Consider the following 14,662-nt stretch of genomic DNA (forward strand, 5'->3'; position numbering starts at 1 on the left):
ACTCTTGGAAGGGTCTCAGTCTGCCGGAACGGCGTCCCCGTGCCCTGCAGACCGCAGGGCTGCACGGAGTTTCACCGCAGTAGCGTCCATGACCGCCGGATCCGGGTTGTGGTCCACGTTGTGCACTTCGAAGTCCGCAGTGGAGTAGGCCGGCCACACGTGCACGTGCAGGTGCTCCACTTCGAAGCCTTCCATCAGGACGCCCACGCGCTTGGCGTCAAAGAGCTCCTCCTGTACTTTCCCGATGCTCTGGGCGACGTCCATGACCTTGGCCAGCAGTTCCGGGCTTGCATGCGTCCACGAGTCAACCTCTTCACGCGGCACCACCAACGTGTGGCCCTGTGTAAGAGGGGCGATGGTCAGGAAGGCGACCACTTCATCGTCCTTCCAGACGAAGCGGCCGGGAATCTCCCCGTCAATGATCCTGGTGAACAGCGTGCTCATGCGTCTGCCCTTTCCGATGGTTCCTGGAGTGTTGCGGTATCCAGAACGAAACGGTACTTCACGTCGCCGGCCACCATGCGGTCGTACGCCTCGTTCAGCTCTTCAGCTCCCACGATCTCGATGTCGCTGGCGACACCGTGTTCGGCACAGAAGTCCAGCATTTCCTGTGTTTCCGCGATGCCTCCGATCAGCGAACCCGCGTAGGCGAGCCGTCGCCGGATCAACAGGGCGGGGCTGACCGGCGGCATGTCGTCGGCAGGAAGGCCCAACTGAAAGAGGGCACCGTCCAGGCGGAGTGTCCGGAAATAGGGGTTGAGGTCGTGGGGTGCAGCGACCGTGTCGATGATGACGTCGATGCTGCGGTTGGCTGCTTCCATGGCCTCGGAGTCCTTGGAAAGAACCACGTGGTCGGCTCCGAGTTCACGGGCTGCGTCGAACTTGGACTCGGAGGTAGTGAACACCGTGACTTCCGCGCCCATGGCCTTGGCGATCTTGACGGCCATGTGACCCAGTCCGCCCAAGCCCACAACACCTACGGTGTCGCCCTCTTCGACGTCGAAGTACCGCAGCGGGGAATACGTAGTGATACCGGCACACAACAGCGGTGCTGCCGCTGCGGGATCCAGGGCATCGGGGATCCTCAGCACGAACCGGCGGTCAACCACCACCGACGTCGAGTATCCGCCTTGGGTGACAGCGTCACCGTGCCGGGGGTCCGGGGCACCATAGGTGCCGATGTTGCCCCGCTCGCAGTATTGTTCCAGGCCGTCGAGGCAGCTTTCGCATTCGCGGCACGAATCCACCATGCAACCAACGCCTACGCGGTCGCCCGGCGCGAAATCCTGCACGGCGGAGCCCACACGGGTCACCCGGCCCACGATTTCGTGCCCGGGTACCAGCGGATACGGCGGAACGCGCCATTCCCCACGCGTGGCATGAACGTCCGAATGGCAGAGCCCACAGAATTCGATCGCGATCTCCACGTCGTCTTCCGTGGGGATCCGGCGTGCCACCGTCAGGGGCACCAGCCCGCTGTCAGGCGCCGTTGCGCCGTAGGCTGCGGCCAGCGTACTGGAGCCGGCTCCGGTCCAGTCCGGATCAGGGGTGATGGTCTTGGCAAGTGGCGGGGGCACAGGGCGTCCGGGTGTCATCCTTCGACGCTACTCCCGGCAGTGGCGCTGGTGCCACTCCGACCATCGTGACGGCCTTCACTCCCAGCCCCGGCCTCGAACGGTTCAGCTCCTACCGCCACGGGATTACCGGGGTTGTTGGACCACTGCGAGAAAGATCCAGGAAAAAGCGATGCCGTGAACCCAGCGACATGCAGCGCGGCAATTTCGTGCGACGCCGTCACCCCGGAACCGCAATAGACGGCAACGTCGCTGGAATTTTCCAGGCCCAGGGATTCAAATCGTCGGCGCAGCTGGGCCGCCGGCAGGAACGTACCGTCGGGTGCCAGGTTTTCCGTGGTAGGAGCACTCACGGCCCCCGGAATGTGTCCTGCCCTGGGATCGATAGGCTCCACTTCACCCCGGTAACGCTCCCCGGCCCGGGCATCCAGCAACGTCCCGTGGCGGGACCACCGTGCGGCTTCCTCTTCGGTGATGACCGGCATGGCGCCGTCCCCCAAGGACACGTTCCCGACGGCGGGCCGCACCTCCCCTTCCTCCACCGGGTAACCTCCCGCACGCCAGGCGGAAAGGCCGCCGTCGAGAAGATAGACCGAGCCGAAACCGGCGTTCCGCAGCATCCACCACACGCGGGCCGCTGCCATGCTGCCGCTGTTGTCGTACGCCACCACCGTGTCGCCGTCGTTAATCCCCCAGCTGCGCGCGGCCGCTTGGAAGCGTTCCGGGGAAGGCAACGGGTGGCGGCCCCGCTCGGGCAGCGCGTGGTCTGCGAGTTCCGAGGGGAGGTCCACAAAAACAGCACCCGGCAGATGGGCGGCCAGGTACTCGCTGTGCCCATCGCTTCGCCCCAGGACCCAACGTACGTCCAGGAGCACAGTCCGCTCGCCCGATTCCTGGCGCTTGCGAAGCCCTGCAGCGCTGATCAGAGTGTCCATGGGGTCTCCTTCGGTCCGACGGCACGGGCACCGTTGCTGTCGGCGCCCGGATTCCAGCCTAGGCTTATCCAGTGAGCAATTCGTGTATTCAGGACAGGGCCTGGGCCAGCGAGGCCATCCGCAAAATCGAGGCGGAGAACAACCGTTCGGCTGACACCCACCTTTACGCAGTGCCGTTACCGGAGCAATGGGGCGTGCAGCTGTATTTGAAGGACGAGTCGACGCACCGATCGGGCAGCCTCAAACACCGTCTGGCACGCTCACTGTTCCTCTACGGCCTGGTCAACGGGTGGATCACTGAAGGCACCACCATCGTCGAAGCTTCCAGCGGCAGCACGGCGGTTTCCGAGGCGTACTTTGCGCGCCTGATCGGCCTGCCGTTCATCGCGGTCATGACCAGGACAACCAGCCCCGAAAAGATCGCGTTGATCGAAGACTTCGGCGGCACGTGCCTGTTCGTGGACCACGCGTCCGAGGTTTACGCGGTAGCTGAAGAGACCGCGAAGACGTGCGGCGGCTACTACATGGACCAGTTCACCCACGCAGAACGGGCCACCGACTGGAGGGGCAACAACAACATTGCCGAATCAATCTTTGAGCAGCTCGCCCTGGAAGAGCACCCGGTGCCCGAATGGATCGTAGTGGGAGCCGGCACCGGGGGCACCAGTGCCACAATCGGCCGCTACCTCCGCTACAACCGGTACAGCACCCGCCTTGCGGTCGTTGATCCCGAAAACTCGGCCTTCTACCCGGCCTGGCGGGACGGCGACGCATCCACAGCCACAGGATTGCCCTCCCGCATTGAAGGCATCGGCCGTCCGCGCTCCGAGCCGAGTTTCATTCCGGCGGTGATAGACCACATGATCCAGGTCCCCGATGCCGCGTCCGTAGCCGCCATGCGGCATCTCCGCGAACTCACCGGCCTGCACGCGGGACCCTCCACCGGCACCAATCTCTGGGGCGTTTGGCAACTGGTGGCTGCCATGATCAACGAAGGACGGCAAGGCAGCATCGTTTCGCTCATGTGCGACGGCGGCGACCGCTACGCAGGCAGCTACAACGACGCCGGGTGGCTTGCCTCGCACGGCCTGGATCCCGCGCCGCATGAAGCGGTGTTGAAGCACTTCCACGACACGGGAACCTGGACCGGCTAGACCTCCACGGAGTCCCGTGGCGCCAGCGACTGGTACGTGGTGCCGTAGCGGGAACCAATCCGTGTGACATGGCCTTCAACGAGGCCCCGTCCCATATCGTTGAGCAGCGCATCATGGACCGGAAACGCCTTGGGAGCACGCACGGAGATCACGAAGTCCAGCACCTCGCCCACTTTGGACCACGGTGCATGGATGGGTACCAGAAGTGTCTTGACGTCCAGTCCGTCCGGGACCACGAAGGAATCCCCCGGGTGAAACACGTTCCCGTCCACCAGGTAACCGATGTTCGCCACGACCGGAATCTGGTGATGGATCACGGCGTGTTGGCCGCCGAAGGTTTTAATGCCAAAGCCGGCAGCCTGGAAGTCAGAGCCGGGCTCGGCGACGTGCACACGGGCAGCGATGTCGCTGTTTTCCTTGAGTGCGGTGGCGACACCGGCCGGGGCGTGGACTACCAGCGACTCGTTGCTCCGCAGGGCTGCCAGAACGGCGGGTGAGTCGATATGGTCGTTATGCTCATGCGTGATGAGTACTGCTTGCGCCCCCTTCAACGCTTCTTCGGCCTCAGAGAAGGCCCCGGGGTCGATGACAAGGACGTTTCCGTCCTTCTCCAAGCGGACACATGCGTGGGTGTACTTGGTGAGCTTCATGGGGACAGCCTAGGGGCGGCCCCTGAGAGTTTCCAAGGTTCCCCTGCTGGTAAAATTGGGGTTCGCCAGGATCCCCACGGAAGTGAGTCAGTCAATGCCACACGGCACCGGTTCCACCACGACAGGCCCGGCCACGCCGGCCTCCGGCGGTGTGAAGGAGCAACGTGTCACCAAGCAACGTTTGGCTGTCAGCGCCGCCCTGGACGAGTTGGACGACTTTGTCAGCACCCAGGAGCTGTACCGGCTGATGCAAAACAAGGGCATCTCGGTGTCCCTTGCCACCGCCTACCGCATCCTGCAGTCCCTGGCGGATGACGGACTGATTGATGTCCTGCGCAACGGCGAAGGCGAGGCCGTCTACCGTCGATGCGCAGTCACCGGCCACCACCACCATCTGCTGTGCCGCAACTGCGGAAAAGCGGTCGAGGTGGAGGCCCCCTCCGTCGAGACCTGGGCTGCCCGCACGGCTGCGGAACATGGCTTCACCGAGGTCGCGCACACGGTTGAGATCTTCGGGCTCTGCCCTGAGTGCACCGCGAAGAAAGCCGCGGGAAAGCTCTAGAGCGCTCCCGCAGGGTGTTCCCGCGACACCCGCCCGTTGAGGCCCCTCTTGGCGCGGACGCGTCCGATAACCCGGCACACCACGTAGATCAGGAACGACAACGTGGTGACGTAGGGGCTGATGGGGATCCTGCTTCCAAGGGCCAGGAGGATGCCGCCCACGGTGGCGGTCATGGCAAAGGCCACGCTGAGCACCACCACCAACTTGGGCGAGGTAGTCACTTTCAAAGCAGCCGCAGCGGGGGTGATCAGCAAGGCAAGCACCAGAAGTGCGCCAACGATCTGGATGGACAGCGCCACGCTGACGCCCAGCAGAACCATGAAGCCTATCGCCAGTCCACGCACAGGCACACCGCGCGCCTCCGCCATCTCGGGGTCCACGCTCGCGAAGCTCAGTGGCCGCCAGATGGCCACCAACGCAAGCATCACCACGACGGCGGTCCCGGCAAGAACCTGTAGCTGAACGGTATCCACGGACACAATCTGCCCCGTCAACAGCCCGAACTTGTTGGCTGCCCGGCCCTCATACAGCGCCAGGAACAGGATCCCCAGGCCCAGGCCAAAGGGCATGATGACGCCGATAATCGAATTCTTATCCCGGGCCCGGACGCCCATGAAGCCCAACAGCACTGCCGCGGCCACCGAACCGATCAAGGACCCGAAGATGATGTCCGCGCCAATCAGCAACGCAAAAGCCGCTCCGGCAAAGGACAATTCCGAGATTCCGTGAACAGCGAACGCGAGATCGCGTTTCATCACGAATGTGCCAACCAGGCCGCCCAACAGCCCCAGAACCGCCCCGGCCCAGATGGAGTTCTGGACCAGAACCAGCAGCTCGGAGTAGTTCTCAAAATTGAAGATGGTCTGAAAAACAGAAGCGAGATCCATTTAGAGCTCCTCCCCGACGCTGGCGTGGGCATCGTCATGGAAGTGCGTGGTCGCGTCCGGAAGACCGACGACGACGATCCTTCCGTTGGTATGGATGACTTCCACGTGGCTGTTGTACAGCTCCGAAAGAACTTCCGTGGTCATCACTTCCTGTGGCGTCCCCACACGGAATTGCCCACCTGCCAGATAGAGCACCCGGTCCACATAGTCGATCACAGGATTGATCTCGTGGGTCACGAAAACCACGGCGCTGTTCCTCTCGTGGCACTGTTTGTTGATCAGCGCACTGACACCTTGCTGGTGATGCAGGTCCAACGAAAGCAGCGGCTCATCGCACAGCAGGACCTGCGGTTCCGAGGCCAGCGCCTGGGCCACCCTGAGCCGTTGTTGCTCACCGCCGGACAGCTGGCCCACGGGGACCTTGGCGTAATCGGAGGCCCCTACCTGCTCCAACAAGTCGTCGATCCGTTGGTTGACCTTGCCCGACGATAGCCTGATGCCCCAGCGGTGCCCGTCGATCCCCAGCCCCACCAGATCGCGGGCACGTAAGGGGGTATCTGGCGCGAACGCCTTCTGCTGTGGAATGTAGCCGATCCGTTTGCTGCCCCGTTCCACCGGGTGGCCGCCCAAGGATACGGTGCCGGAATGGAGTTCCTGCAATCCAAGGAGGACCTTCAGGAAGCTCGTCTTACCGCTGCCGTTGGGCCCCAGGACGGCGAAGAACTCTCCCGGGTTGATGTCGAGATCCAGGTCCCGCCAGAGCGTCCTCTTGCCGAACTGCAGGCTGGCGCCGCGGAGGCTCACTACCGGTGTCAAAAGTTGTCCTCGATCCAAGCGCTGCTGGGAACGCAATAGTTCTGGTGCTGTTGTGCAGGGGGCAGTAAAGGCCCCGTAGCCATCCTGAACATCTTAGGACGCCAACGGGACCCTTCACCCCAGTCAGGGCCTTGGGTAAAGCTACTTCTTCAAGGCCGAGGCGATGGACTCCACGTTGTCGGCCATCCACTGGACGTAGTCTTTCCCCTCGGGCAGTGTCTCGGTGAAGTTCAGTACCGGCACGCCGGAGGCTTCTGCCGCGCGCTTGACGGCTTCGGTCTGCGGGCCCTCGGTCTGCTCGTTGTAGGCAAGGAAGCGCACCGACTTGGAACCGAGGAGGTCGGTGGTCTCTTTCAGTACCGATGCCGGCACGTCGGTCCCCTCTTCGACGGCAGCGCTGTAAGCCTCGGGTGTCTTGTTCTCCAGGCCGGCCGCTTCAAGGAGGTACAGGGGAACCGGCTCTGTAATGGCCACGGGCTGGTGTTCGTTGGCGGCCTTGACGTTATTCAACGTGGTGGTCAGCCCATTGAGTTTCGCTTTGAAGGCATCCGCGTTACCGGTGAAGGTCGCAGCGGACCCGGCGTCGAGGCTGCCGAGCTTGGCCGCCACCGCATCAGCGAGCTTGCCCATGGTGTCCAGGCTGTACCAGACGTGCTCATTGAAGCTGCCGTGGTCGTGTGCGTGGGGCTCGTCGCTGTGGGCGTCTGCGCTGTGGGATTCCTCCTCGGGAGCGAGCCCCGAAACCTCGACGGCACTGATCATGTTCTCGTGGCCGATCTTGGTCTCATCAGCGATTTTGTGCAGGAAGTCGTCGTACCCGCCGCCGTTCTCCACAACCAGCTTGGCTTTGGAAATGACCAGCTTGTCCTGGGCGCTGGCCTCATAGGAGTGCGGGTCCTGGCTGGTCTTGGTGATGATCGCCTTGACGTCCACCTTGTCCCCGCCGACGGCCTTGACGATGTCGCCGTAAACGTTCGTCGAGGTAACTACCTCGATGGCACCTGACTGGGACTGGTTGCCCGCCCCGGCCGGGCCAGCACAGGAGGACAGCAGGAGCGCGGCAAGGCCTGCAGAAGCGGTCAGGGACAGGCGGACGGCGGAACGACGCACGAAGACCTCGGATCTACTCAAAATGAGAATCAAACACAATTACTGACGGGCTTCAGTGTAGCTCTAAATAGGAATGATTCCTATTTAGACAGTTCTGGCGTCGATCGAAACGACCGACGCCAGAACTGGCTTGCTGTGCCTTATTGGGCTTGCTGGCCACCATAACGGCGGATCCCCGTCGCCTGGGTGGCGTCCCGGATCTCTCCAACCAACTGCTCGATGACGTCCTCGAGGAACAACACGCCCTGGGTGTCGCCACCGGCACCAACGACTCGCGCCAAATGTGATCCCGTGCGCTGCATGACAGACATGGCCTGCTCGATTTCGTCATCCGGCGCAAGGTTTGCCAACGAACGGATGCGCCCCTCGGCAATAGGGTGTTTCCGGCCCTCCTCCGGGATGGACAGGATGTCCTTCACGTGGAGGTAGCCGGCGAGTTCGCCGTCGTCGTCCACCATCGGGAAACGTGAGAAACCCGTCCGGCTGACGGCCTTTTCAAGGTCCACGGGGGTGGAAGCCGTCTTGAGCACCATGAGCTTGTCCAGCGGAACCATGATGTGGGACGCCGTGTGTTCGGAGAACTCCAGGGCTCCACTCAACAGGCCCGCGTCATCGTCCACCAATCCGTGGCGCGTGGACTCCTGGACGATCGATTGGACCTCTTCCAGGGTGAAGGAGGAAGACACCTCATCCTTGGGCTCGATTTTCATCAACCGCAGGATGTGATTGGCCAGCCAATTGAGGGTCCAAATGACTGGATTGACCATGCGGGCAATGAACATCAGCGGCGGAGCCAACAGCAGCGCTGCCTTGTCGGCCACGGACACCGAGATGTTCTTCGGAACCATTTCGCCAAAGGTGACGTGCAGGAACGTTACGAACAGCAAGGCGATCGCGAAGGCGATGATGTCCGCCAACTCAACCGGAACACCTACCAGCTCGAGGGGTTCAGCGAGCAAATGGTGGATGGCGGGCTCGGCCACCTGGAGAATCAGGAGCGAGCAAACGGTGATGCCCAATTGGGCGCAAGCCAGCATGAGCGAGACGTTTTCCATGGCACGCAATGTTGTCTGCGCACGTTTGGAGCCCGCCTCAGCCAGTGGTTCTATCTGGCTGCGCCGTGCCGACATGACCGCGAATTCCGCACCCACGAAGAACGCGTTTCCGATCAGGAGCACGACCAGCCAGACGATTCCTACCCAGTCGCTCATAGGGCACCTGCTTCGTGATGGGCGCTTTCAGCGTCTTCGGGTGAGGATTCATCCGGCTCCACGTGATGGAAGCAGATCCTGTCGATTCTCCGGCCATCCATCCTGGTCACGGTCAGCGTGCCGCCGACCGCGTCCACGACGTCGCCCGTCTTCGCGATGCGTCCCAGCTGGCTCATGACGTACCCGCCCACGGTTTCGTAGGCAGATTCGTCAGGGACTACCAGGTTGGGGATTTGCTCTGTTACTTCGTCGGGCCGCAGAAGGCCGGGGAAGTACCAGTCCCCGGATGCGCTCTGCAGCACACCGGGACGGACTTTGTCATGCTCGTCCGCCACTTCGCCTACGATCTCTTCCACGAGGTCCTCGAGGGTGGCGATGCCGGCCGTGCCACCGTATTCGTCCAGCACAACGGCCAGCTGCAGATTCCCTTCACGCAGTTCGGACAGGAGCGCATCCAAGTGGATGGTCTCCGGAACCTGAAGGACGTCGGTCATGATCGCACCGGCCTGGAGCTTCGAGCGGCGCTCAGCCGGTACGGCCACAGCTTTCTTAACATGGACCACCCCACGGATATCATCCGTGGAATCGCCGATGACGGGAAACCGCGAGTAACCGGTTCGACGTGCGGCGTCGAGGATATCGGCCACCGACTGGTCGGCGTCGATTGTTTCCATGCGGATTCGCGGCGTCATGACGTCCGCCGCCGTGCGTCCTGAGAAGTTCAGGGTTCTCGCCACGAAGTTGGCCGTGCCGGCATCCAGCGTCCCGAGTTCAGCGGAGCGCCGGACCAACGAAGCGAGTTCCGCGGGAGTCCGTGCCCCCGAGATCTCTTCCTTGGCCTCGAGGCCGAAAAGGTTCAGCACCTTGTTCGAGAAACCATTGAGCACCACAATCGCCGGTTTGAAGACCGCCGTGAACATCAGCTGCGGACGGGCGAGCCGCTTGCCCAACGGGAAAGCAAGGGCGATGGCCATGTTCTTGGGAACCAACTCACCGATCAGCATGGACAGGAGCGTCGCGAAGACCATCGCAACGATCAACGCCACCGAATGCACCACCTCGGAGGGAAGGCCCAACAAGCCCAAAGGACCCAACAGCAACTGACCAACGGAGGGCTCCATCACGAAACCGGTCAGCAGCGTAGTCAGCGTGATGCCGAGTTGGCAGCTGGAGAGCTGCGTTGAGAGCGATTTGAGGCATTTCAACAAGGGGGCTGCTGCTTGGTCTCCGTTGTCGACCGCACGCTGGACACTGGATTGGTCCAGGGCCACCAAGGAAAACTCAACTGCTACGAAAAAGCCGGTGCCAAGAATCAGGGCAAAGCCGGCAAGGAGAAGAATCCATTCCACTTAGCGCTTCACCCCAAGGGTGGGCGCGTGCAATGGGGATAACACCATCGGCCAGGGAATTCGCCCCGGCGGAGGCTGGTCGGGCGCCGCGGACGCATGGTCTGCGGCACCACCGGCAGAAAACGCCGGCGCGTGATGGGCATGTGAACGGGTGTTGCCGGCTCGACGGGCACGCTGTGCGGAGTTGCCAGTTTGGCCCCCCCGACAGTTCCCAGGCCGGCACCTAGATTTACTGTCCATAAGACTTTCAGTCTACAGTCCGCCGGCAGGGCACCCACACTCGGGTTACCGCAGATTAATTAGCGCTGTGGCCCACTAAGTCCGCCCGAACATGATTTAGGTCACCACTATTGGCAGTTAACCAACGATCCTAACTAGACTGTCAGGGGTCTGAGTTCGCGGGACCCGGACCCTGTCCCATCGTTGCGGAAAAGCAACTTTGGCCAGCGGGAAAACAACACTCATGGAAGAGGCGTATTTCAAGTGCCAGAGCAGCCCAGCCACCGTCTACCAGAGGAATTTGGCGGAAACGAGTGGCTCGTTGACGAACTGTACGAGCGGTACCAACAGGACAAGAATTCGGTCGACGCCAAGTGGTGGCCACTCTTCGAATCCTTTGCCTCCGCTGACGGCACTTCTTCCAACGGAACCTCCGCAGCTCCAGCAGCTGCCAATCCCCCAACCCAAGTACTTCCCGTAGTGGCTCCGGCTGCAGCGGCCCCGGCACCGGCGCCGGCCGCTCCCGCAGCTGCCACGGACGCTGCCCCGGCAGCACCGGCTCCGGCCAAGAAAGAACCGGCGACGGTCGCCCGGGACGGAGCAAAGAAGCCCGCCGGCGGCAACGCAACGCAGCCTATTCCGGCCCAGCTGCCCAAGAGCACCAAGGCACCCACCGCGCCGGAAGAAGACGTCGTCTCCGTCCTGCGTGGCCCGGCCAAGGCCATCGCCACCAACATGGTCACCAGTCTGGAAGTACCCACAGCCACCAGCGTCCGGGCAGTACCCGCCAAGCTGCTGATCGACAACCGCGTGGTGATCAACTCCAACCTTGCCCGCGCACGTGGCGGCAAGGTGTCCTTCACGCACCTCATCGGGTACGCCGTTGTCCGTGCGCTTTCCCAGTTCCCCTCGATGAACGTCTACTACGACGAGATCGACGGCAAGCCGAGCGCCGTGCAGCCCGCGCACGTCAACTTCGGCATTGCCATTGACATGCCCAAGCCCGATGGCACGCGCCTCCTGATGGTTCCGAACATCAAGAAGGCCGAGACCATGGACTTCGCTGAGTTCTGGCACACCTACGAGGACCTGATCAAGCGCGCCCGCAACGGCAAGCTCACGGCTGATGACCACGCAGGCACCACGGTTTCGCTGACCAACCCTGGCGGCATCGGCACTGTCCACTCCGTGCCGCGCCTTTCCAAGGGCCAGGCTGCCATCATCGGCGTCGGTGCCCTCGACTACCCGGCGGAGTTCCAGGGTGCCAGCGAGAAGATCATCGCCCAGAACGCCATCAGCAAGATCCTGACGCTGACCTCAACCTACGATCACCGAGTGATCCAGGGCGCAGGCAGTGGCGAGTTCCTCAAGCTGGTCCACCAGCTCCTCCTCGGCGCGCAGAACTTCTACGACGAGATCTTCGAAGCCCTGCGCATCCCGTACGAGCCCGTGCGCTGGAGCCCGGACCTGCAGGTTGATCCGGCCGACGAGATCAACAAGGTCGCCCGCATCCAGCAGCTGATCCACTCCTACCGCGTGCGCGGCCACCTCATGGCCGACACCGACCCCCTGGAGTACGTCCAGCGCAAGCACCCGGACCTCGATGTCCTGACCTACGGCCTGACGCTGTGGGACCTTGACCGCGAATGGCCCACGGGTGGTTTTGGCGGCAAGCCGATGCTGAAGTTCCGTGACATCCTTGGCGTACTGCGCGATGCCTACTGCCGCACCACCGGTATCGAGTACATGCACATCCAGGAACCTGCAGAACGCAAGTGGTTCCAGGACCAGCTCGAGCACCCGTACTCCAAGCCGAGCCGTGAAGAGCAGCTCCGCATAGTCTCCAAGCTCAACGCGGCAGAGGCTTTCGAGACCTTCCTGCAGACCAAGTTCGTCGGCCAGAAGCGCTTCTCCCTGGAGGGTGGCGAGTCGCTGATTCCGCTGCTCGACGCCGTCATCTCAGATGCAGCCGACGACGGCCTGGATGAGGTTGCCATCGGCATGGCCCACCGTGGCCGCCTCAACGTGCTGACCAACATTGCAGGCAAGACCTACGCCCAGGTCTTCCGCGAATTCGAAGGTACCCAGGACCCACGCTCGGTCCAGGGCTCCGGTGACGTCAAGTACCACCTCGGCACCGAAGGTACCTTCACCTCGGACAACGGCAAGCAGACCAAGGTCTACCTCGCCGCGAACCCGTCGCACCTCGAGGCAGTGGACTCCGTCCTCGAAGGCATCGTCCGCGCCAAGCAGGACCGCCTGGACCAGGGCGAGTCCTTCCCCGTCCTGCCCATCATGGTCCACGGTGACGCAGCTTTCGCAGGCCAGGGCGTTGTGGCTGAAACCCTCAACCTCTCGCAGCTTCGCGGCTACCGCACCGGTGGCACCATCCACGTGATCGTCAACAACCAGGTCGGCTTCACCACGGCCCCGTCCTCCTCGCGTTCGTCCACGTACTCCACGGATGTCGCCAAGATGATCCAGGCTCCGGTCTTCCACGTGAACGGCGACGATCCCGAGGCCGTGGTCCGCGTGGCGCAGCTCGCCTACGAGTTCCGCCAGCGTTTCCACAAGGATGTCGTCATCGACATGGTCTGCTACCGCCGTCGCGGCCACAACGAGGGCGACGACCCCTCGATGACCCAGCCGCTCATGTACAACCTGATCGAAGCCAAGCGCTCCGTCCGCAAGCTGTACACCGAGTCGCTGATCGGCCGTGGCGACATCACCGAGGAAGAAGCAGAGCAACTGCTCCGCGACTACCAGGAACGCCTCGAGCGCGTCTTCGCTGAAACCCACGCTGCCCAGACGTCGCCGATTCCGATCATCACTGCGGACTCCGCAGCTGTCTCGGACATCGAGCGGCCCATCGCACAGCAGGCCGATTTCGGGACCAACTCCCCTGCATCCACGGCAATCTCCGCTGAGACCCTTGCCCGCATCGGCAAGGCCCACCTGGAAATTCCGGAAGGCTTCACCGTCCACTCCAAGCTCAAGCAGCTGTTGGAGAAGCGTGAACAGATGTCCCGTGAAGGCGGCATCGACTGGGGCTTCGGCGAGATCGCAGCTTTCGGCTCATTGATCATGGAGGGCGTGCCTGTTCGTTTGGCAGGCCAGGACTCCCGCCGCGGTACGTTCGTCCAGCGCCACGCCGTGTTCCACGACCGCGCCAATGGCAACGAATGGCTCCCGCTGGGTAACCTTTCGGACGACCAGGCCAAGCTGTGGATCTACGATTCCCTGTTGTCCGAATACGCCGCAATGGGCTTTGAATACGGCTACTCGGTAGAGCGTCCCGACGCCCTGGTCCTGTGGGAAGCCCAGTTCGGTGACTTCGTCAACGGCGCGCAGACCATCATTGACGAATTCATCTCCTCGGCTGAGCAGAAGTGGGGCCAGCGTTCCTCATTGGTACTCATGCTGCCGCACGGCTACGAAGGCCAGGGTCCGGACCACTCCTCGGCACGTATTGAGCGCTTCCTGCAGATGTGCGCCGAGGACAACATGATCGTGGCGAACCCCACCACGGCCGCTTCGCACTTCCACCTGCTCCGCCGCCAGGCTTACAGCCGTCCGCGCAAGCCGTTGATCATCTTCACGCCCAAGCAGCTCCTGCGCCTCAAGGGCGCCGCTTCCGCCGTCGAGGACTTCACGAACGGCGGCTTCAGGCCGGTCATCAGCGATCCAGAGATGCAGCCAGCGAACGTTGACCGCGTCATCCTGGTTTCGGGCCGTTTGTACTACGACCTCCTGTCCAACCGGCAGAAGTCCGGCGATACCTCCACTGCGATCATCCGCGTTGAGCAGCTGTACCCGCTGCCCAAGGCTGAGATCGACGCGGAGCTCGCCAAGTACCCGAACGCTGACGTCGTCTGGGCGCAGGACGAACCTGCCAACCAGGGTCCTTGGCCGTTTATGGGCCTGAACCTGGCACCGGAGCTCGATCGTAAGCTCCGCCTGGTGTCGCGTCCGGCCTCTGCGTCCACGGCTGCAGGTTCCATGAAGCGCCACGCTGCTGAGCAGGATGCGCTGATCAAGCAGGCGTTCGAACGCAAGTAAAACCGAAACTGCCCGGCCCGAGGAGCGATAAGCGCGCCTCAGGCCGGGCAGTTCTGTTTAATGGGACAGGTACCGGTTCCCGAACCGGCTGTTGAGCCTGGACCGTGCAAGGACCGTAACGAGTGTGAAGAGGTAA

Annotated in this window: 12 protein-coding genes; 3 read left to right on the top strand and 9 right to left on the bottom strand. The window is 62.7% G+C overall.

Features of this window, described 5'->3' with window-relative positions:
- Positions 1-15 precede the first annotated feature (15 nt).
- Genes NEK97_RS07290 through NEK97_RS07300 form a run of 3 tightly spaced genes read right to left on the bottom strand, consistent with a single transcriptional unit; the run spans position 16 to position 2,509 of the window.
- Positions 16-444, bottom strand: coding sequence for an HIT family protein (locus NEK97_RS07290; protein WP_257369159.1), 429 nt, complete (start codon positions 442-444; stop codon positions 16-18).
- On the bottom strand, positions 441-1,595 hold the full coding sequence (locus NEK97_RS07295; RefSeq protein ID WP_257369160.1) for an NAD(P)-dependent alcohol dehydrogenase: 1,155 nt from the start codon (positions 1,593-1,595) through the stop codon (positions 441-443). The genes NEK97_RS07290 and NEK97_RS07295 overlap by 4 nt, the downstream gene beginning before the upstream one ends.
- Complete coding sequence (locus tag NEK97_RS07300) at positions 1,592-2,509, bottom strand: sulfurtransferase (RefSeq protein WP_257369161.1); 918 nt, start codon at positions 2,507-2,509, stop codon at positions 1,592-1,594. The genes NEK97_RS07295 and NEK97_RS07300 overlap by 4 nt, the downstream gene beginning before the upstream one ends.
- Before the next feature lie 71 nt (positions 2,510-2,580).
- On the opposite strand from NEK97_RS07300, the gene NEK97_RS07305 reads away from it, so the two are divergent.
- A complete protein-coding gene (locus NEK97_RS07305) occupies positions 2,581-3,663 on the top strand; it encodes a PLP-dependent cysteine synthase family protein (RefSeq protein WP_257369162.1) in 1,083 nt (360 codons plus the stop codon).
- Here NEK97_RS07305 and NEK97_RS07310 read toward each other — a convergent pair.
- Positions 3,660-4,313, bottom strand: a complete 654-nt coding sequence (locus NEK97_RS07310) for an MBL fold metallo-hydrolase (protein ID WP_257369163.1) — start codon at positions 4,311-4,313, stop codon at positions 3,660-3,662. The genes NEK97_RS07305 and NEK97_RS07310 overlap by 4 nt on opposite strands.
- Positions 4,314-4,407: 94 nt before the next feature.
- Here NEK97_RS07310 and NEK97_RS07315 point away from each other — a divergent pair, with 94 nt between their 5' ends.
- Positions 4,408-4,875 (top strand): Fur family transcriptional regulator, encoded by a 468-nt coding sequence (locus tag NEK97_RS07315; RefSeq protein WP_257369292.1) that lies wholly within the window; start codon positions 4,408-4,410, stop codon positions 4,873-4,875.
- Here the strand turns inward: NEK97_RS07315 and NEK97_RS07320 are convergent.
- The 5 genes from NEK97_RS07320 to NEK97_RS07340 form a co-directional block, all read right to left on the bottom strand.
- Complete coding sequence (locus tag NEK97_RS07320) at positions 4,872-5,762, bottom strand: metal ABC transporter permease (RefSeq protein ID WP_257369164.1); 891 nt, start codon at positions 5,760-5,762, stop codon at positions 4,872-4,874. The two genes, NEK97_RS07315 and NEK97_RS07320, sit on opposite strands and share 4 nt — an antisense overlap.
- Entirely contained in the window at positions 5,763-6,578 is an 816-nt protein-coding gene (locus NEK97_RS07325) for a metal ABC transporter ATP-binding protein (protein WP_257369165.1), read from the bottom strand.
- A gap of 141 nt (positions 6,579-6,719) precedes the next feature.
- Complete coding sequence (locus NEK97_RS07330; RefSeq protein ID WP_257369166.1) at positions 6,720-7,721, bottom strand: metal ABC transporter solute-binding protein, Zn/Mn family; 1,002 nt, start codon at positions 7,719-7,721, stop codon at positions 6,720-6,722.
- Between the two features lie 107 nt (positions 7,722-7,828).
- The gene (locus NEK97_RS07335; RefSeq protein ID WP_257369167.1) at positions 7,829-8,899 is read right to left on the bottom strand and encodes a hemolysin family protein; all 1,071 of its coding nucleotides are present in this window, start codon (positions 8,897-8,899) and stop codon (positions 7,829-7,831) included.
- Positions 8,896-10,248: a hemolysin family protein gene (locus NEK97_RS07340; protein WP_257369168.1), complete on the bottom strand. Its 1,353-nt coding sequence runs from the start codon at positions 10,246-10,248 to the stop codon at positions 8,896-8,898. Before NEK97_RS07340 ends, NEK97_RS07335 begins: the two co-directional genes overlap by 4 nt.
- 483 nt (positions 10,249-10,731) lie before the next feature.
- Here NEK97_RS07340 and NEK97_RS07345 point away from each other — a divergent pair, with 483 nt between their 5' ends.
- Positions 10,732-14,526 (top strand): multifunctional oxoglutarate decarboxylase/oxoglutarate dehydrogenase thiamine pyrophosphate-binding subunit/dihydrolipoyllysine-residue succinyltransferase subunit, encoded by a 3,795-nt coding sequence (locus NEK97_RS07345; RefSeq protein WP_257369169.1) that lies wholly within the window; start codon positions 10,732-10,734, stop codon positions 14,524-14,526.
- Positions 14,527-14,662: the final 136 nt, after the last annotated feature.

Source organism: Paenarthrobacter sp. UW852, from assembly GCF_024608385.1.
Lineage (GTDB): Bacteria > Actinomycetota > Actinomycetes > Actinomycetales > Micrococcaceae > Arthrobacter.